Annotated in this window: 22 protein-coding genes, 1 tRNA gene and 1 pseudogene; 7 read left to right on the top strand and 17 right to left on the bottom strand. The window is 46.7% G+C overall.

The window, feature by feature from the left end; all coding sequences use genetic code 11:
- Positions 1–72: 72 nt before the first annotated feature.
- The 6 genes from KFE96_RS17965 to KFE96_RS18210 form a co-directional block, all read right to left on the bottom strand.
- Positions 73–828: an SDR family NAD(P)-dependent oxidoreductase gene (locus KFE96_RS17965; RefSeq protein ID WP_255833912.1), complete on the bottom strand. Its 756-nt coding sequence runs from the start codon at positions 826–828 to the stop codon at positions 73–75.
- Between the two features lie 57 nt (positions 829–885).
- Positions 886–1,983 (bottom strand): hypothetical protein, encoded by a 1,098-nt coding sequence (locus KFE96_RS17960; RefSeq protein WP_255833911.1) that lies wholly within the window; start codon positions 1,981–1,983, stop codon positions 886–888.
- Positions 1,984–2,182: 199 nt separating this feature from the next.
- Positions 2,183–2,878, bottom strand: a complete 696-nt coding sequence (locus KFE96_RS17955) for a glutathione S-transferase family protein (protein ID WP_255833910.1) — start codon at positions 2,876–2,878, stop codon at positions 2,183–2,185.
- Between the two features lie 63 nt (positions 2,879–2,941).
- On the bottom strand, positions 2,942–3,496 hold the full coding sequence (gene sigZ / locus KFE96_RS17950) for an RNA polymerase sigma factor SigZ (protein WP_255833909.1): 555 nt from the start codon (positions 3,494–3,496) through the stop codon (positions 2,942–2,944).
- Positions 3,497–3,507: 11 nt separating this feature from the next.
- Positions 3,508–4,479, bottom strand: coding sequence for a peptidoglycan bridge formation glycyltransferase FemA/FemB family protein (locus KFE96_RS17945; RefSeq protein ID WP_255833907.1), 972 nt, complete (start codon positions 4,477–4,479; stop codon positions 3,508–3,510).
- A gap of 226 nt (positions 4,480–4,705) precedes the next feature.
- Positions 4,706–5,665, bottom strand: coding sequence for an FKBP-type peptidyl-prolyl cis-trans isomerase (locus KFE96_RS18210; protein ID WP_304665234.1), 960 nt, complete (start codon positions 5,663–5,665; stop codon positions 4,706–4,708).
- Between the two features lie 117 nt (positions 5,666–5,782).
- Between KFE96_RS18210 and KFE96_RS17930 the strand changes: the two genes are divergently transcribed.
- Both KFE96_RS17930 and KFE96_RS17925 read left to right on the top strand, forming a co-directional pair.
- A complete protein-coding gene (locus KFE96_RS17930; RefSeq protein ID WP_255833906.1) occupies positions 5,783–6,061 on the top strand; it encodes a DUF3253 domain-containing protein in 279 nt (92 codons plus the stop codon).
- Positions 6,062–6,070: 9 nt separating this feature from the next.
- Positions 6,071–6,415, top strand: coding sequence for an Hpt domain-containing protein (locus KFE96_RS17925; RefSeq protein WP_255833905.1), 345 nt, complete (start codon positions 6,071–6,073; stop codon positions 6,413–6,415).
- Positions 6,416–6,417: 2 nt separating this feature from the next.
- Here KFE96_RS17925 and yihA read toward each other — a convergent pair whose 3' ends face one another.
- The 5 genes and pseudogenes from yihA to rpmH all read right to left on the bottom strand — a co-directional run bounded on the left by yihA (position 6,418) and on the right by rpmH (position 9,804).
- Positions 6,418–7,074, bottom strand: a complete 657-nt coding sequence (yihA, locus tag KFE96_RS17920; RefSeq protein ID WP_247017667.1) for a ribosome biogenesis GTP-binding protein YihA/YsxC — start codon at positions 7,072–7,074, stop codon at positions 6,418–6,420.
- Positions 7,075–8,814, bottom strand: a complete 1,740-nt coding sequence (gene yidC / locus KFE96_RS17915) for a membrane protein insertase YidC (RefSeq protein WP_255833904.1) — start codon at positions 8,812–8,814, stop codon at positions 7,075–7,077.
- A 97-nt stretch (positions 8,815–8,911) separates the two neighbouring features.
- Positions 8,912–9,163 (bottom strand): annotated as a pseudogene (gene yidD / locus KFE96_RS17910) (membrane protein insertion efficiency factor YidD); the annotation flags it as partial.
- Between the two features lie 7 nt (positions 9,164–9,170).
- Positions 9,171–9,569 carry a ribonuclease P protein component gene (rnpA, locus tag KFE96_RS17905; RefSeq protein ID WP_255833903.1) on the bottom strand — a complete coding sequence of 133 codons (399 nt, stop codon included), beginning with the start codon at positions 9,567–9,569 and terminating at the stop codon, positions 9,171–9,173.
- A 100-nt stretch (positions 9,570–9,669) separates the two neighbouring features.
- A complete protein-coding gene (gene rpmH / locus KFE96_RS17900) occupies positions 9,670–9,804 on the bottom strand; it encodes a 50S ribosomal protein L34 (RefSeq protein ID WP_247017661.1) in 135 nt (44 codons plus the stop codon).
- 251 nt (positions 9,805–10,055) lie between these two features.
- Here rpmH and KFE96_RS17895 point away from each other — a divergent pair, with 251 nt between their 5' ends.
- On the top strand, positions 10,056–11,450 hold the full coding sequence (locus KFE96_RS17895) for a HAMP domain-containing sensor histidine kinase (RefSeq protein ID WP_247017659.1): 1,395 nt from the start codon (positions 10,056–10,058) through the stop codon (positions 11,448–11,450).
- Between the two features lie 2 nt (positions 11,451–11,452).
- Positions 11,453–12,352 (top strand): P1 family peptidase, encoded by a 900-nt coding sequence (locus tag KFE96_RS17890; protein WP_255833902.1) that lies wholly within the window; start codon positions 11,453–11,455, stop codon positions 12,350–12,352.
- Here KFE96_RS17890 and KFE96_RS17885 read toward each other — a convergent pair.
- Positions 12,339–12,782, bottom strand: a complete 444-nt coding sequence (locus tag KFE96_RS17885; protein ID WP_255833901.1) for a hypothetical protein — start codon at positions 12,780–12,782, stop codon at positions 12,339–12,341. The two genes, KFE96_RS17890 and KFE96_RS17885, sit on opposite strands and share 14 nt — an antisense overlap.
- Before the next feature lie 202 nt (positions 12,783–12,984).
- Here KFE96_RS17885 and KFE96_RS17880 point away from each other — a divergent pair.
- Positions 12,985–13,061 (top strand) — tRNA-Arg (locus KFE96_RS17880).
- A gap of 46 nt (positions 13,062–13,107) precedes the next feature.
- On the opposite strand, the gene KFE96_RS17875 is transcribed toward KFE96_RS17880, so the two are convergent.
- The 4 genes from KFE96_RS17875 to KFE96_RS17860 all read right to left on the bottom strand — a co-directional run bounded on the left by KFE96_RS17875 (position 13,108) and on the right by KFE96_RS17860 (position 15,565).
- Positions 13,108–14,262, bottom strand: a complete 1,155-nt coding sequence (locus KFE96_RS17875; RefSeq protein ID WP_255833900.1) for a serine hydrolase — start codon at positions 14,260–14,262, stop codon at positions 13,108–13,110.
- Positions 14,263–14,354: 92 nt separating this feature from the next.
- Positions 14,355–14,948: a GNAT family N-acetyltransferase gene (locus KFE96_RS17870; RefSeq protein WP_255833899.1), complete on the bottom strand. Its 594-nt coding sequence runs from the start codon at positions 14,946–14,948 to the stop codon at positions 14,355–14,357.
- A 70-nt stretch (positions 14,949–15,018) separates the two neighbouring features.
- Positions 15,019–15,243, bottom strand: coding sequence for a hypothetical protein (locus tag KFE96_RS17865; protein ID WP_247017643.1), 225 nt, complete (start codon positions 15,241–15,243; stop codon positions 15,019–15,021).
- Between the two features lie 115 nt (positions 15,244–15,358).
- Positions 15,359–15,565 carry a DUF3126 family protein gene (locus tag KFE96_RS17860; RefSeq protein WP_247017641.1) on the bottom strand — a complete coding sequence of 69 codons (207 nt, stop codon included), beginning with the start codon at positions 15,563–15,565 and terminating at the stop codon, positions 15,359–15,361.
- A gap of 172 nt (positions 15,566–15,737) precedes the next feature.
- On the opposite strand from KFE96_RS17860, the gene KFE96_RS17855 reads away from it, so the two are divergent.
- Positions 15,738–16,151, top strand: coding sequence for an Hpt domain-containing protein (locus KFE96_RS17855; RefSeq protein WP_255833898.1), 414 nt, complete (start codon positions 15,738–15,740; stop codon positions 16,149–16,151).
- 6 nt (positions 16,152–16,157) lie between these two features.
- Complete coding sequence (locus KFE96_RS17850) at positions 16,158–16,589, top strand: MmcB family DNA repair protein (RefSeq protein ID WP_255833897.1); 432 nt, start codon at positions 16,158–16,160, stop codon at positions 16,587–16,589.
- Here the strand turns inward: KFE96_RS17850 and KFE96_RS17845 are convergent.
- Positions 16,586–18,607: an HD domain-containing phosphohydrolase gene (locus KFE96_RS17845; RefSeq protein WP_255833896.1), complete on the bottom strand. Its 2,022-nt coding sequence runs from the start codon at positions 18,605–18,607 to the stop codon at positions 16,586–16,588. The genes KFE96_RS17850 and KFE96_RS17845 overlap by 4 nt on opposite strands.
- Between the last annotated feature and the right edge of the window lie 150 nt (positions 18,608–18,757).

Below are 18,757 nucleotides of genomic sequence, written 5' to 3'. Positions count from 1 at the left end.
TAAAGCGCTTAATAAATATAGCTGGTAGTTAATGTAACGAGATTCAAGGATGAATGCGGCATCCATATGGCCTTAACCGCTTGATGTGCCGCCGTCCACCACGATGTTTGCACCGTTCATATAGCTGGCTTCTTCACTGGCAAGGTGGAGCACTGTTTTGGCAACCTCTTTTGGATCAGCCGGGCCGCCATCTGGCAACCCGCCTGCAAACTTGCTCATGTCGCCACCAATATCATCGAGCGCACGCTGGAACATAGGGGTAAGCATAGGGCCCGGTGATACAGCATTGATGCGGATGTTTTCGCTTACATAATCAAGAGATGCGCTTTTGGTCATACCGATAACTGCGTGTTTACTGGTTCCATAAGCTGCCATCCAGCCCGCACCAGATTTTGAAAGAATTGAGGCGATATTAACAATTGCCCCTCCGCCAGATGCAATCATATGCGGGATTTCAAAACGCATACTATGCCAGATACCAAACACATTGGTGTTCATTACGTTTTGCACGGTTTCCATATCCTGGTCTGCAAAACGGGCGGCAGTATGGCTTATCCCCGCATTGTTTACAGCGATGTCCAGTTTTCCTTCTTGTGTGGCTACATGATCAATAAACGCTTTAATACTGGTTTCGTCTCGTACATCAGCATGCATATAGAAAGCTTTACCAGCAGTGGCAGATGCTTCCTGCACTACGCGCTCACCTTCATGGTCAACTAAACCACAAAAGTAAACATGGCCGCCTTCTTCGGTGAAGAGTTTAACGATCGCTTCACCAAAGCCTGATGTGCCGCCTGTTACCAATATAGATTTGCCCGAAAACCGCATGCTTTCTCCTGTATTTCAGGATTTGGCTACACCGCTATGCGCATTTGGGCAAGTGAATTAATGATGTGAATGGCTATGGCTATGCTTATGCATGACGAAAGATGGCATAAGTACAGAAAAGAAAGCCCGCGCGCCAGTGTGTACGATAATGGCAGAAAGGGCGATGAGCCAGATAGCGAAGAGTATTTCACCGTGTTCAGCCATTGGAAGAACTTCAGGGAAAAGGGCCGCGAGAATACCTAAGCACAACCATAGGAGCACGGTCCACGGTGCAACAGCCTGCACTGCTTCATAACTCTTTTTAAAGCCTTGCCCTTGGATATGCGCGTAAATGCCAGCTCCTCCCATAACAAGGAGCATGATAGGAGCAATCAGACGGCCAACGCCTGCGAGCATATCTACATCGTGGTGACTATCATGTGCGTGTACTGCTTCCACTATTGGTCCCGGTGCGTGCTGGAAATAGTGAGCGCTTATCAAGCTGATGATAAAGATGATACCGAAGGCCGTACCAATGCGGTGTGCGCCGCTTGTGTGCGGCTCAGGTGCAGTGTTGTGGTCTTCCAGCGGGTGCATCACAATATGGAACAAAGAACCTGCAGCAAATGCTTGCCAGTAACCCACCAGTGGAACGCTGTACCATTCGCCTGCGAACAGCACCATAAAATACCCAACCATAGTAACGGCACCAAGTGCCAGTAACACCGCAATACCGCCAAAGGTGGTTAGAATAGGTCTTAGAAGCCACCATACCGCAATGGCTACTCCAACGCGGTGGAGCACGACGCCCGTAGCGAGGAATGAACCATGTTCCATATTGTTTGCAAAAGCGAGGATGGCACCGTCGCTTGCTGCATGAATAACAAGGGCAAGGGCTGCGATAAACATCAACACCCGGTGGGTCATCTCTTCAGATTTATGGAACATGCGTTCGGTAATCCAAGGCAGGAAAAAGCCGAATGCAGCAACCACTAAACCCCATAGCCCACCTGTATTCAGTGCTTCAGGCAAAAGCGTGAGAGTGATCAATCCGAGAACTGTAATCAGCACAAAACCGTCCAGCCCGCCCTTCAGGCTTGGGTGCTTGTTAACAAGCCGAGCCAGAAGCGGTGCCGCAATAAGAACGAGAACTGATATGACGAGTGCTAAATCCACAGAATCACCAAATGTTATAATTTAACCGTACAGTTATAATATCACATTTAATAAATCCAGACAAAACATCAAGTTTTGCATAGCTTTTTTGCGTTTTTGGTATTGCTGCTGTGTTTGTTAACAGAAGCTTAGGTTGTTCGTTTAGGTTTTTATCATAAAAGTGTGGTGCTTCAGATAACCAAAGCACCATTCAGGGTGCTTAACAACAAGCGCCGCAAGGTTCATTACGAGGTACAGCGCAGTTGCTTCCCGTACCTAAAAAAGTTTTGTCCGAAAGATAGAAATCAGTGAAGCTTTGCTCGAAATCCTCTGCAACAGATTTTTCCGCTAGCCCAGTTTTCATTAAGGCCTCACGCCATGCCTGTACCTTTGAGTAGCCTGCGAGGAAATCATACCCTGTTTCCTTAAGAATGATTTCCGTGCGGTGGAGCAGTACCAACCACGCGATATCTACATTGCCAATTGTGTTGCCACTAAAGTATGGGCCATCACCTAACTGTTTTTCAGCTTTGGCAAATGCTTTGCCGAGATTGCTACTGCGTTCTGTGAGGGTTTCTTCATCCGGGCTACGCATGGCGCTACACTGAACGAGATAATGTTTAGATGCCTGATAACTCCACGCCCGGTTCAACGCTTTGGCTTCCGGGGTTAAATCAGCCTCCAGTGGTTCTGATATCTCATCAATATATTCGATGATAGCATCTGATTCAAAAAGTGGTGTTCCATCTTTTGCAATAAGCACAGGTACTTGTCCTGTTGGCGAGATATCAAGGAACCACTGCGGCTTATCCTTGAGGCTGATGAAATCAATTTCATAGGGGATGCTTTTGGCCTCCAGCAGGGCTGTTACGCGCTGCACGAATGGGCATATTTTAAAACTAATAACTTTAATCATGGGTTTTTCTTTCTGTTGTTACACCCCTAAGACGAGGCAGTTTTCAGAAAGACGAAAAAAAGATCAGCAGTTTTTGTATTTATCGTTCTTTGGTGTGTAGTCAGTGATATTGCCGCGGCTATCAATGCTGAAATGACAGCAATCTTCAAAGAGTTTGAGAAGTCGCATTCTGCTTTTCTGCACGCGAGATTTCAAAGTAGAATAACTGATGTTCATTTCCTGAGCGAGTTCCCTCTGGGCTTTCCCTTTAAGGTCTATAGCAATCAGTAGGTTGGCACTCTCTTCAGGCAGAGCTTTTATGAAAGGTTCGATGCAGTGTTCTAAGGCTGTTCGGATGCTATCATCTGATTGATTGTACCACAGATCATCGGCGGAAAGTGGTTTTGGAGCGCTGCTTTTCCGGTAGAAATCAATGATGGTATGGTTAGCGATCTGGAACAGCCATGCTTTTGCGCTTTTAGCCTCTTTCAGCGTATGGAGATTGTTGTAGGTTTTGATCAGGATATCCTGCAACAGATCATCTACATCGGCCTGATTAGCTACTTTCGACTGTAGAAACGATTTGAGACTACTACGGTAGCTTTGCCAGATATCTTCAAAACCTAACGGAGTTTCCAAGGATTTTCCTATCAAACAAAAGTTCCAGCGAGGGTTAATGGTTCAGCGCCAGTGCCTAATTTAAAGCGGGCAATACCACCCAGATCAGCGGTGTTGAGGCCTCCTAAGTCTAAAAACTTAATACCGCGTTTTTTCAGTTCAAGCATGGTTTCCCATAAAACCCGATTTTGTGCATTGAGGGCGCGGCCGTCATCACCTGCCCAACCGATATGATAGGTGGCACTGTTACCGTGCAAAAGAAACAGGCCGCCCGCTACTTTGCGCCTGCCGTGAAGAGCAGTAGTCGATAAAATACCTGACTGTGATTTAGGGGTAATAGCGGCTTCAAAAGCTGGTACAATTCCCAACGGCGTTGCTTGGTATCGGCGGTTATCCCGCTGTTCAATTTCTTTTTCTAAAAGCCAGGAATATTGGTGGGCTTTTTTACCGCCGAAGCTAATTTTCAGGCTTTCCGTAACTTCCGCTTTCTCCGCTTTCACCAGCTGGTTGCGCCATTTGCCCTTCAGTTGCTTGCGCAAGGTTTCTTCATTGGGGCGTAGGTCAATCCATGCGGTGGAAAAGCCTGTCATCACACGGGTAAGTCCCGTTTTATTTAACCCGTTAATGTATTCAGGCGTATCAGACAGTTCTGGCAGGCTGGCGAGAAAATCCCACTTCCAGCGGCTGAAGCGACTGTGTATAGCGCGATATACGTCGAGCTTCTGGTCGGTGGTTAGGCCCGGTTGGCACCATGCGGGGCCTCTGAAAATTGTGCTGAAGCGGATAACACCAAAGAATTTACGCTTGATAATAAGAGCAAGGGCAATGGTTTTGTCGTTATCCCTGATTGTTAGTTGCCGTGCTGTTGAGCCAAAGTTTGCAACTGCATCTCCGTATGTTGGATGTTGCTGTAACGGAAGAGGGGTATCATCATCCACAGCTGCCCACTCAGCAGGGTTCAGGATACTTTCTTTAATTTCAAGCTGGCTAAATGCTTGTTGCATATACGGTCTCTTCAGTTACCATTGCCAGCATGTTTAACAGGAAAAAGACAGTTGAGACAATAATGGGATGGCGTATTCCGCCGGCTCGCTTAACCCTTGGGGCTTATTGGATTGCCTTCAAGCATGTTTTTGCGCCTGTGCTTGGCGCATTAGCAGCCGTTGATATTATCCTGTATTTTATCTTCAAATACATTTTCAACAGCTGCTACGGCGTTATGTGTATGCTTTAGCTATCTACTGAAACTAGCTCTACAGTGAAGATAAGCGTTGCAAATGGTGGGATTGTGCGAGAACCGCGCTCACCATAACCAATGTCATGTGGAATGAAGAATTCGTACTTGCCGCCTTCTTTCATCAATTGTAGGCCTTCTGTCCAGCCAGCAATTACTTGATTAAGTGGGAAGCTTGAAGTGCTGCCACGCTTGTAACTGCTGTCGAATACATCACCAGTTGTCAGTTTGCCTTCATAGTGCACTGTTACGTCAGATGTTGCTGATGGTGATTTGCCTGTACCTTCTTCAATCACGCGGTACTGAAGGCCAGATTCAGTTACATTGATGCCTTCTTTCTTTGCATTGTCATCAAGGAAAGTGAACTGTTCATTCTTGAATTCAGCAAGAGCTTTTTCAGCTTCCGCTTCCATCTCCGCACGCGTTTTAACGTCAAGCAGTTCTACCTGGAAAATTAGTGTCGCTTTTGGAGGAATAACACCGCCAGCGCCTTGATCGCCATAGGCAAGGTCAGATGGGATAGTAAGTTCGTACTTATCACCAACTTTCATCATTTGAAGTGCTTCAACCCAACCTGGGATCACACCATTTGTCGGGAATGAGATCGGCTCACCGCGCTTGTAGCTGCTGTCAAATTCTGTACCGTCGATCAAGCAACCAGAATAGTGAACAGTTACGAAATCTTCTACGCCTGGAGTGGCACCATCGCCAGATTCGATCACGCGGTACTGTAGGCCTGTTTCAGAAACCTGAACGCCGTCTTTAGCTTTGTTTTCTTCGAGATATTTTACGTTGTCTTCACTCATGGGAGGAGTAGCTTCCTTAAAATCTATTGTTTGGCAAAAGTTCAGATCAGCGTCTGCATCTTCTGTTTTTGTATCGGTGCTGCTATTCTCGCTACAGGCAGCAAGTGAAAGGGCCAGCAAACCTGCGGCTACCTTTGCTGTTTTACGCATTGTCACATCCTTTGTGGCTCTTTTGCGCTGGACAGTAGCCGTAGAAACAGGCATGGGAAAGGAAAAACCGCATAAACTGTGTGATATATGCGATTTACCGAAGGTTTGGAGTGAAACGTGGTAATTACAGACGATAATATCAGGGATGAAATCCTGAAACAGATGAGTGAGAAGGTAAGCACTGCCCCTCGTGATGTGGCACAGGCGCTTACTTCGAAAGATGATGACTGGCGCAAGTTGTTGCCGCGCATTCGTCATATCTCCAAGCTGCTTCATACAGAAGAAAAGCTGCTCTTTATCAGAAAGCGTAAAGTTGTTTCACCTGAAGGCTTGAAGGGGGTTTACCGTTTGGCGGCGCCATCATACGCTGAACGTGCGAAAGCAACTGAGGAATAGGGGACGCCAGTGGGAGATACATATCCGGTATTTGATGAAAGCGTTTTTGAACGCATGAAATCAGATGTGGGGGATGATGTCGCCCTTATGCTCCTTGGCTCCTTACAGGGTGAGATTGGTAAAGGTGCTGTAGCACTTCGGCAGCATTTTATAGCCCAAGATTACCACATGCTTGAGAATCAGGCCCATGCACTTAAAAGTGCGGTTCGAAGTTTCGGGGCTATGAAATTGGGAGAAGCCTGTCTGGAACTAGAGATGGCAGGGAAGGAGAACCGTTCTTGGTCTGAGTTAGAACAACTCTTAAATGATTTTGAGAGTGTCTCCGACGAAACACTCTCTGCCTTGAAGCTGTAGTATTAGAAGCGTGTAAGCTGTGCGATTTCAGCGCGTACTTCTTCCAGACCCCAGCCTTTTTCACTGCTTGTTGCCAGCACAATAGGGTGGCACGCGATAAAGGTCTTGGCATCCGCAGATGCTTTTTTAAGCGCTTTTTCGCGTTCAGCAACTTTGAGCTTATCAAGTTTCGTCAGCACGATTTGATAATTCACTGCTGCATCATCCAGCATCTTCATGATTTCGCGGTCATTTTCTTTAAGACCATGGCGGCTATCAATAAGCAGCATGATCCGTCGCAGGTTCGGGCGACCACGAAGATAATCTTTCACGAGCCTTGTCCAAGCCTGCACCTTCTTGCGCTCAATCTTAGCGTAGCCATAACCGGGCAGGTCAACCAGATAGGCTGCTTGGTCCATCTGTTCGCCCATCTTGAAGAAGTTAAGTTCCTGTGTGCGTCCTGGTGTGTTGGATGTGCGTGCCAGCGTGTTGCGCCCGGTTAGTGCGTTTACAAGGCTTGATTTACCAACGTTTGAGCGGCCCGCAAAAGCGATTTCTGGCCGGTCAGCGCCAGGCAGGGTTTTCAGCGAAACGGCACCCATCATAAAGTCTACAGGGCCGGCAAACAGTAGCCGGCCCCGATTAATATCATCAGCTGTGAAGCGTTCTTCTTCAGTCATTTACTGACCTTCGGTTTTAGCGTTTTCACGTTTCATAATGAAAGTCTGCTGCGCAATGGTAAGGATGTTGTTCCATGTCCAGTAAAGCACAAGGCCAGCGCTGAAGTTTGCCATAATAAACGTGAAGATAATTGGCAGCATATTCATGATTTTCTGCTGCGCTGGGTCCATATTTGTCTGTGGATTCAGCTTTTGCTGGAAATACATGGAAACGCCCATCAGAATCGGTAGAACACCAATGGCGATAATGCTTGGCGGATCCCAAGGGATAAGGCCAAATGCGTTGAGCGGTGTTAACGGATCTTTTGCAGACAAATCGGTGATCCAACCAAAGAATGGCTGATGGCGCATTTCAATAGTTACATATAGCGTTTTATACAGCGCGAAGAAGATGAAAATCTGCGGAATCATCGGCAAACAGCCAGCCATCGGGTTGATTTTCTCTTTCTGGTAAAGAGCCATCATTTCCTGCTGCATGCGCTGTTTATCGTCTTTGTAGCGTTCCTGAAGAGCTTTGATCTTTGGCTGCGCTTTTTTCATATGCGCCATAGAGCGATATGATTTGTTCGCTAGCGGGAATACAAGCCCTTTCAATACCACTGTCATCAATAGAATAGCGATACCGTAGTTACCAGTAAGAACAAAGAGCCAGTGAAGGCCAAAGAAGATTGGCTGTGTCAGGAACCAGAACCAACCCCAGTCGATAGCACGATCAAAGAGCGGAATATCATACTGTTCCTGATAGTCATTAATTGCTTCAACGATTTTCGCACCAGCATAAAGGCGGTTTGTTGTTTCAAAAGAAGCACCAGAGGCTACTACACGCCAGTCCTGCAGGTAATCAGCAAAATATGTATCCGTACCACCATTGTTGCGGTAACGCAGGCGTGCGCGTTTCAAATCTGCAGATTGATCCGGGATAAGAGAAGACATCCAGAATTTATCTGTGATACCCATCCAGCCGCCTTTTGTTGGTGCGTCAAAGGTGCCGTCATCTTTAATATCATCGTAGCTAATTTCTTCTAAGGCATCATTAAACACACCAATCATACCTTCATGAAGTACGATCATGCCGTCTGTTTCTGGTGTGCCGCGGCGTTCAATAGCCCCGTACGGTGCAACAGTAACTGGTGCACCAGATGTGTTCACTACAGATTGTGTAACGGTGAACATAAACTGGTTATCAACAGCTACTTTAATAAGGTAGCGAACGCCTTTACCGTTATCCCAAGCAAGAGTAACAGGAGTTTCAGGTGTTAGGGTATCATTATCAGTTGTCCAGGCGCTATCGACAGTAGGTGCGTCTGTCTGGGTTTGGTCAAACCAACCGAAGCTTGCAAAATATGGGTTTGAACCATTCAGTTTGTTAAACAGATGAATGTTGTCAGAGTTTTCATCTTGTTCAATGTTGTGGTTCTTAAGAGACAAATCATCAAAACGTGCACCACGAAGAGAGATAGAACCAGAAAGTTCTGGTGTATCAATCTTTACAAAACCAGCATCTTCAAGCGCAAGTGAGCGCGCTACAGGTGTGTGTTTGCTTGGTGTTTGCAAATCCGGATCAATGGCAGGTGCATCAATAGCTCCGCCGCTATCTTGTTGAAGTACAAGTTCCTGCTGTTGACGCTGATATTCCCGTAGTGCAGCCTCTTTTTTCGGACCTGCTACAAGAAAGTTATATCCAAAAAGAATCGCCATAGAAATTACGGCGAAGAGGATAAAGTTCTTATTTTCACCCATCGGATATCTTACCCTGACTATCCTGCTGGCAAGTGCCAGCGGTACATAAATTTTCTTTCGGTTTTGATGCTGAATTTAATGCATCAGCCGACTCGTTGCTGCTTTGTGGCACAGGATCATAACCAAATCCACCCCAAGGATGGCATTTTGCTATGCGTTTTGCGGCTAACCAGCCTCCTTTTAAGCCGCCATGCGTTTGAAGTGCTTCAATAGCATATTGGCTACAGGTTGGTTGGTAGCGGCACCTGGGCGCTAAAAACGGGGAAATAAACAACTGGTAGAACCTTACAAGCCCGTGAAAAAGCCATGCTAGCGGCGACTTTCCTGTTGCTTGAGGTTTGGATGACATTTGCTGATTACCCACGCTTCTGTTTTTTAGGCTTCGTCTTTAAATCGGCACCGGAGGCCAGTTTTGCAAGAGCCCACTTGATATCAGAGCATAATTTCTCAAATGGGTAATCTGTCATGCATTCCCTGCAGACAAAGACATAATCCCATCCGGTTTGACCGTTTCCCGGCACAACCAGACGCGCAGCCTCACGGATTCGGCGTTTTGCTTTACTCCGCTTTACCGCGTTCCCTACTTTCTTTGAAGCAGTGAAGCCTGCACGAGGTGGTGTCTCGGTATCATTGCCAACAGGCGGCTTTGCCTGAAGTATAAATGATGGGGTTACCCAGCGGCGGCGCGTAGAAGATACAGCCAGATACTCGGGCCGCTTCTTGATTCGCACTAATTTTTCTGCGCTGTCCGCCATGAGTTAAGCCTGTGCCTTAAAATCGAAAAGCCGACCGGAAAAATCACGGTCGGCTTTTCAAATGTGTAACTGTGTCGCGTGTTAAGCGAGCGAAAGACCTTTACGCAGAAAGGCGCTTACGGCCTCTTGCACGACGAGCTGCCAGAATCTTACGGCCGCCTACAGTCGCTTTACGTGCACGGAAACCGTGACGACGTTTGCGTACCAACACACTTGGTTGAAAGGTGCGTTTCACTTGTTTTACTCCAGTTATCACCCGAACATCGCAGTTTGCGGCGGGTGCTTAAATTTCGAGAGCGGTGTATACTCCCCTCCTAGGCCAGAGTCAACCATGCTAAACACAGGAAACAACGATTATTGCCTTTTTATAACAATTTTCGTGTTTTCTTGGTTTTAAAGCCTGTCACTATATGGTTAATCTATGTTTCTTATATTGTGAAACAATCTTGCTTGCAATTTCATTGGGAATAGGGTCAAACGCTTTTTATGCCAGAGCATTATAGACCAGTTTCATCTAGTTTAAGATCACGCCTTTTGATCCTTACATTCATCTTTGTGATGATTGTCTCGGGCTTTGTATATTTGCCGTCTATCGCTACATTCCGTCAGGAATTTTTGGAAAAGCGCCTGGAAAATGCGCAGATTGCTGCGATTGCTCTTGAAGTAGCTGAAAACAATATGATCAGCCCTGAGTATGAAAAACGGCTTCTTGATACCTCTGGTGTGCTTTCAATTATCATGCGCCGTGAAGATATCAGCTTGCTGCTCGGGATTGATTTTATCCCTGAGCGCGTTGATGCGGAATTTGATATGCGGCAGCCATCACTTGGTGAATTGATCCGCGATGCTTTTGGTGCCTTAAAAGCTAAAGGGGACCGTATTGTCCGGGTGACTGGTGATCCAATGGTTTCAGGCACACGTCTCTTTGAAGTAACGCTTGATGAGGCTGATCTTTATGAGGCGCTAAGGAATTATTCAAATAATCTCCTGATTCTCTCTGTGATCATTTCACTCTTTGTGGGGATTCTTGTTTATCTGTCGCTACACTGGATGCTGGTACGTCCGATGCGCCGGGTAAAAGATAGTATTGTTGAATTTCGCCGCAAACCAGAAGCAATTTCCAGAATGCGCAGAAGCTCATTGCGTTCAGATGAAATTGGGTTGGTAGAGCGTGAGCTTGCGCGCATGCAGGATGAACTCCGTGCCAGCTTGAAACAGAAGAACCGGTTGGCTTCCCTTGGTGAAGCCGTTGCGAAAATTAACCATGACCTCAGGAATATTCTTGCTACAGCTCAGTTAGCGTCTGATACGTTGCAGCGCATTGATGACCCACTCGTGAAGAAGGTTTCCCGGCGTTTGATGACGGCGGTTAGCCGGGCAGTAGCACTTTGTGAGAGCACAATGCGCCACGGGAAAGTGGAAGAACCTGAACCAGTCCCTGAGGAAATGAGCCTACGTTCGCTTCTTGAAGATGTGGGCATGTCGCTTGGGCTGATGGATAATGAAGATTTTACGTTTGATATCCAGCTTAACGATGATTTCATTATTATTGCTGATCCTGAGCAAATCCATCGTGTCTTCCTCAACCTTTGCAGGAATGCTCATGAAGTGCAGAACGGCAAGGGTACCATTACAGTTAGAGCTGAACGCGACCCTGACGGCACCACACACACGTATATAACGGATGCGGGGCCAGGTATCCCTGAGCATGTGAAGCCAAACCTCTTTAAGGCATTCACATCGGCTAAGGCAGGGGGGACAGGCCTTGGTCTGGCAACCGCAAGAGATATAGTACTGGCGCATGGTGGCCAGATTGGGCTCGATACAACAGGCCCAGAAGGCACTACTTTCAAAGTATGCCTGCCGGGTATTGAGGACTAATCATGAAAATTACAGCAACGCCGGGTAAAACCGATAGCTTCACTGATGTTATGGGTATCAAGGTGGGGCAGGCGCACGATGTTGGCGTAAATACCGGAACCACGGTTATCATTCCTGATAACCCAATTCCTATGGGGGTTGATGTTCGTGGTGGCGGCCCGGGTACACGTGATACAAATGCGCTTGATCCAACATGTCTTGTTGAAGAATTTCATGGTCTTGTATTATCTGGTGGTTCAGTTTTTGGCCTAGATGCTGCGGGCGCTGTAACAGAGGCGCTTTCTGAGAAGGGTATCGGTTTCCCGTTTGGACCAAGAGCATTACCCGTAGTGCCGTCAGCTATTCTTTTTGATTTGAAAAACGGTGGCGATAAAAACTGGGGGGCGGAAGCACCATATCGCCGCCTTGGCCTTGAAGCACTGAATAACCTGTCCACCACAGTTGAGCATGGCCGTTTTGGTGCAGGGCACGGCGCAACAGCAGGTGGTGTTCAGGGCGGAATCGCTAGTGCGAGCCTCGAAACAGAAGACGGTTTGATTGTATCTGCAATTGTTGCGGTGAATAGTTTTGGGCCGACGGTGCATGATGTGCCTATGGAGCACGGCACTATTGAAATGCCGAAGCTTGGCTTTGTTGGTACGAATACGACCATTGGCGCTGTGGCGACCAACTTGAAGCTTGATAAAGCAGGCTGTACGCGGCTCGCCATGATGGCACAGGATGGTTACGCTAGAGCGATTAGGCCTATTCACACGCCGTTTGACGGTGACACGGTTTTTGCTATGGCGACAGGTGATAAAGAAGTTTCTAAGGATGCTATGGCAACCACTATGGCGGTTGCCGGTACCTTGGCCGCTGACTGTGTTGCCAAAGCTATTGAGAAAGCTGTTAAGGCTGCATAGCTGCTAGGGCTTCTCGTTCTCCTATAATGAACACATCTAACGCTTGCTTGGTTTCAAATGCTTTTTTCCAAATGCCCGTTTTCATTAGGGAAGGGGAATCAACGATAGCATCAAACTTGCTTAGCATATTGCTGTATCGTGTCAGCTTTAGCTGTGCATCACGCCATTCAATAAGCTTATTGTCACCAGTTGCTGATTCTATTCTATTTTTCGTATTCAGGTAATCCGTAAGGATATTCTTGAGTTTAGCCTCGGTCGAATCAAAGAGCTTGATAGCGGTTGATGTGGTGAGCGGGGATTTTTCTTCTTGCGGTCGGGTGTTGGTTGGTTCTGCTCGTTCAATAACCCGTTCATGCTCAGCTGTATCAGGAAGTGGTTCTGCCAGACTCGGCCAATCACCGGATGTGCTGCTACAGGCGCCCAGAAGCATGATTGTTACAAAAAAACTGCAATTTTTTATGTGCGAATTTCGCATTTAAAATCCTGTATTATCAATGGGTTATCTATTTTATAATGGTATTATAGCAGATAATTTCAAAGAAAAAGCGATTTCTCTCTTGCATTATAAAAACAATCTTATATGTTCCGCCGCACGCCACGCTGCAAAGCGAGGCAACACAATTGAATAACGCGCACCGGTAGCTCAGCTGGATAGAGCACCAGACTACGAATCTGGGGGCCGGGGGTTCGAATCCTCCCCGGTGCGCCACTTCAAAAAAACCGCTTAAGCAATCGCTTAGCGGTTTTTTTGTTGGTTATTTCATAGTTAGCTCAGGTTTTTGGTAGCTCGGATAAACCCACCACCACGGATAGGCTGTTTCTCCCAGAACCATTTGGGTGATTTCGGGAAAGATAATTTCCGCTCTTACACTGTTCGAGAGCATGATAAGGCAGCGTTCGCTTTCTTCTTCACAGATAACTAAATTGCCAGTCCAGTCGTTATGCCCACCTTTTGAAAAATAATGGCCTTTAGGGCCTTTCCACGTAATAACCCCCAAGCCCGCTGATAGATTAATGTCAGCTGCTCTAGGATCTTTGGTTTTTGTATAGGCAAGGGTAGGGAATTTTTGTTTTGAGTGAATATTTATCTGTGGTTTTGTCCACTCAGCTTGGGCCGTTTTGGAAAGTAAACGACCAGCTGCCATGGCCTTCCACATATTTGCTTGATCCTTGAGGGTTGTGTCCATAGAGCCCGAGGCGCTTACGTTACTGCGTTCATCGTGTGGCTCGAAAGAACCATCCATCGCATACCCATCGGCCAGGTTATCTGCGAAACTGTCCCGCCACTGCATATCGGTATTTGGCATGTCAAAGCGGCTAAATATTCTGGTCTGCATTTCATGTTTCACATCCAGACCCAACCCTTCCTCCAGTACAAACTGAAGAAGCCGGAAACCTTCGCCGGAGTAAGCGTAATATTCACCGGGTTTGAAGTGAAATTTTAGGTCCCGGTCTGGTTCCAGAAAGCGAAGATTCGCTAGCCCGCTCTGGTGAGAGAGAAGGAGCCTCGCTGTAAGTTGGTGCCAATCATGATCTCCTTTCAGGGTTTGCCATTTAGGGTATGCAGGAAGCGGATTTGGAAGGTAACTGCTGATAGGCGTATCCAGATCAAGGATACCTTCTTCAACCAGTTGGAGGACCATGTACGCAAATGCAGCTTTCGTTAGTGAAGCGCCGTACATGATGGTATCGTCTTCAAGAAGAAGTTGCTTTTCCACATTGCGGTAGCCGTATGTCGCCAGATGTGTGATTTTACCTTTTTCTGTTACCGCGACACCTAAGCCTTTAACATCTTCCTTTGCCATTAGTTGCTCGATGGCTTTATCAAGCTGTCTGGTGCAGGGTAATCCTTCTGCCTGTGACATATGTATGCTTATAAGGGCTGTGGCACCCAGTATCGTCGCTATCATTCCTTATACTCCTTTGTGAGGCTGCAACTTCATGCTGCTTTCTCACAGTCGTGAGCAGTCATAGAGGGAATACAAGCTGAATATTGATGAATTTACAGGCGTGGTTCTCGCCACATAAGCCACATGGGCGGGCAGTCAGTACCCGGCACTACCTCTTCCATTATTTCAAAGCCGTGTTTTTTATAGAAAGGTACATTCTCAGGTTTGGAGCTTTCCAAATACGCGGGGGCACGTGTTTCATCCACTTGTTTGAGTGCTTCTTTCATCAATTGGCTGCCAATGCCTTTTCCCTGCAGGCTTGGATGCACAGAGATTGCAAACAGATAGTAGTGCGGTTCTTTCGGTTTTTTCTTTTTAAGATATGCGTCTATCTGGAGAGAGTTTTGGACTGCTTTTAAACCGCCGTGCTTCAAAATGGGGACACCCATTTTAATATCGGCCAATAAACTGAACTGTTTGGGCGCACCCGGCGGTAACCATAGAGCACCGGCATTTTCCTCGTTATTCACCAAACCAAACCCGGCTGATAGATAGAGGTGGTTCGCCATAGTCGTGAATACTGGCTTCATGGCACCGGTATTTCTAAAAGCCCACAGGTTTACCGGATCATCGGTAAACCCATCGGCGATAATCTTCCCGATAAGATGATGCTCATTATGTTTTAGAAAACGAATGTGCTCAGGCATAAATGTAATCCATAAAGTGAATAATTTTCACTTTATGGTGTTTGTAGACCAGTATCAATACTGAAACTTTTTAGGAGCGGTCTGCAAATTCTTCCATCATTTTGCGGGTGTTTCTGTCACGCACTACCATAATTGCATGAATGGCAAGAATAAGCCAAAGCACAAAGCCCGCGCCGAAAAAGAGGGTAAGAACAATAGAGGCGATCCAGAATGCACCACTGATAACAGCCTGAAAGGGTTTGCCACACAAAAGAATGGCCAGCGGTGGCAGAAGAAGAGCAACAAGATACAGCATGGTTACCTCACAGATTATAACTTAACGAAACTGCATAATGCTAAGCTGATGATCATAAGGCAAATAAAAAGCCGACTGAAAAGCCGGCTTCTTAAAGAATATAAGCTCTAAAAGCTTAGAGATCTTCCTCCAGGATGCAGATGCTGAGGGAGTAGGAAACTTCACCTTCATCTTCATCGCGGTAAGCAACACCGATAAATTCATCGCCGATCATCATCTCAACTGAATCTTTAGCTTTTGGGCGCTGCATAAGCTTGATGTTGCTGTTATCAAACTTGTCTTGAAGATATGTTTCAAGTTTAGCGATTTCCTGTGGGCTCAATTTATGCTCCTCTGTCCCGAATATATATATTTGATCTGATTTATCGAAATTGCAGGGCGGATTGCAAGGAAAACTCGTACCTCTCTAACTTGTAAACAAATAAATAACTGTTTTTGTTGCATATTATGCTAAAATAGCTGTCATACTGTGGATTGGGGTAAATCGAGAACAAATGACTGAAGTTGTAGATACTGATTATTCATATGCGGAAGATGACGAGCTGGTAGCTCAGTTTCTTGAGTGGACAGACACAGCCGTAAAAGACATGCGCGGGATTTTGGATGGTATGCCGGACAAAGCGGGACCTAAGGAAGCGAGTGTCCAGCAGGTTTATGATTTAACTCATAATATCAAGGGGATGGGTAGTAGCTTCGAGTTCAACTTGCTTACAAATGTTGGTGCATCCCTCTGTAAATATCTGAAACAGATGCCTGATGACCAGCAAGCAAGCAAGCGCGTGCTTGAAGGGCATGTTCGTACCTTTGAAGTGGTCTTGCAGCACAAAATCAAAGGTAGTGGTGGGGCCCAAGGCGAAGCTATTCTACAGCGGCTTGAAAATATCATTGATGAAGAGGCCAGTGCCTGATTTTTCATGACAGAAACAGCTAATATCACGCTTGGCGCTGAAAGATTGCTGGTGGAACTTGGTTATGCTCCCGTGCGGGAAGTGGTGCTAAAGAATAATAGGCGGGTTGATATTTTGGGGCTGAATAAACGAGGCGGCCTTGTGGTTGTCGAAGTGAAATCAGGTCTAAGTGATTTCCGTTCGGATACTAAATGGCAGGAATATCTCGACTATTGTGAAGAATTTTATTTCGCTGTTGATCAACATTTCCCCATCGGCGTGTTTAATGAAAGTACCAGCCTTCCAGATATAACAGGTATTATCATTGCAGATGCTTATGGCGGGGAGGTGCTTCGTGAAGCAGCCTCCAGAAAAGTAAATGCCGCTCGCGCCAAAAAGCTTATTCAGCAAATGGCACGAACGGCAGCAATGAGACTTTTTGAAAAGGCTGTTGGTTAAGCCTCTTCAGGTTTTTCCATATAGTGGCTCCAGCGGTCCCTGCCACCTTTGTTTTCCAGAATATTTTGTAGCGCTGCTACAATCCGGCGTTCAAATTTCGTACCGCATTCCTGATGAAGAATATCAGCGGCTTTGTCAAAGCTCAGCCCATTTCGGTGTGCGCGAGCTGAAACCATACCCACGAAAGCATTGGCAACTGCTAGCACACGGGCTCCGGCTTCGATTTCTTCACCAGCTTTACCGTGTTCGCCACTACCATCCCAGTTTTCTCTGATCTGGTCGAGAATTGCGGCTACTGGCCCTTTGAAATCCAGCCCTGCAACAAGTGAAGCGCTTTGCTGCATACTATCACGTACCAACGAAAGCTCTTCATCGGTAAGCGGTGTTTGTTTGGTAAGGATTTCAATTGGGACAAATATCTTACCGACATTTACAAGTTGGGCTGCGATATTGACACATTCTTTACCGTCTTCGTCCCATTCCAGTTCCTGAGCTATGGTAACACTAACATCTGCCACACGTTCTGAATGGTGTTTGCTCCATGGGTCACGGGCATCAATAATTTGTGTAAGTGTTGAGACCAGTTTTTTGAATAGTTCTTCCGATTGCGCCTGTGCTTCAACAAGGTCAGAAATATCCCGCATCACCATTAGTGCAGTGGCTGGGTAATCACCGCCAGCTTTCAGAGGAATGGTATCCATTCTGAAGGTGCGATTGCTGTGTGTGACATTCAAGCTGTCGGAATGCCCGGAAGTAGCTGCGGCAATGCGAGAGCGCATTTTCTCCGCAAGGGAACTACGGAAGGCAGTATCAAGCCTTCTTCCGATAAGGTCATTGTTATTGATTTCAGTAATATCTGACATTTGTGTATTGGAAAAATGCACAGTCATATCGTTATCAACAGCAGCTACGGCAGCGGGTTGGCTATCCGTTACTGATTGCAGGAACTCGCTTAGGGACTCGTTTTTCTCCGAAAGCATGGCTTGTTCACGGTAGGAATTTTCCAGTTTGCGGGAAATACCGTGACGCCACACCAGAATAAGGGCTGCGAGTACAAAAAGACCCGCTAGAGAAAGTGTAATAATGAGGCTATTGCGGCGTTCCGTAATAGCGGCGACCGCTTCACTTGTTTTAATGGTGCGAACCAGTATCCACGGAACCGGGGCCGATAGCTCCTTGCCCATAACAAGAACTTCAGTGTTCGCATAATTCATTTGTGTGCTGAAACCGCCCGGTTGTTTCACCGCAAAAGAAGCGGCTGCATCCACGGTGGTCGCGCCTAGCCTGCCACCTTGAGCAAGTGGTGTGATAACCCTTACTAAATCATCGCCTTCGGGCTTTACCAAATATGTTTCAGAAGTTTGAGTATCGTCACCCGGCTGCACGAGTGTTTGAAGGAAATCACCATCCAACGGGCGTGCGCCAATTACCCAAACCGTGCCAGTACCAGAGATCGCTTTTGCACCAAAAATTACGAGTGGCGTTTTATCGCCAAGTTGTGGACCAAGGGCGATAAAGGACTGCGTGTTTGCCAGAGGAATTTCCTCTGGTCGTAAAAGCGGCATGCCTGTTGTCATAACAAAGGCCTGTCCTTTATCGGAAACAACAGCAATACCGGCGCGGCGAGGGCGGTTTACATTGGCTGCTACCGCATCAATGGCTCTGTTTTCATGGAAGCCGTGGCGTTCTGCCTCTGCTGAAATAAGTGAGAAAATATAACCGCGCTGTGCTTCGACGGCATCCTGATCTTCAGGTGAAGACATTTGAGCTGCATATAGCTGGACTGAGGCATCAGCGGCTAATTCTTCAACGGCTTTAAGGTGCCGGTTAAGCCAGGTGGAAACTTCTGCGGCTCTGCTATCCGCTATTAAATTGATACGGGATTGCCAGTTCTGGAGGTCTTGCTCGGCTTCTGAGGCTGCAAATCGAGTGATGAACCATAGGCCAAGCGCGATAAGCCCCATCAAGGCACCAGCGTAGGCCATCATATTTTTGTTTGAAGACGTTTCCGTTTGCATGGGGGCCCCTTACTAATGCGTTCGTGCTGTAACATTGTCACTGTTCAGTGATAGTATGAGAGAGCTCTTGGCTCTCTGTTCGCTTGTGGTTATGTTGGTACATATTTGTTTGATGCTCAATTAAATTCGAACAAAAAATATGTGAAATCA

The sequence above is a fragment of the Kordiimonas sp. SCSIO 12603 genome, from assembly GCF_024398035.1.
Classification (GTDB): Bacteria; Pseudomonadota; Alphaproteobacteria; order Sphingomonadales; family Kordiimonadaceae; genus Kordiimonas.
The sequence above is the reverse complement of the archived record's forward strand: the minus strand, read 5'-3'. Positions and strand labels throughout refer to the sequence as shown.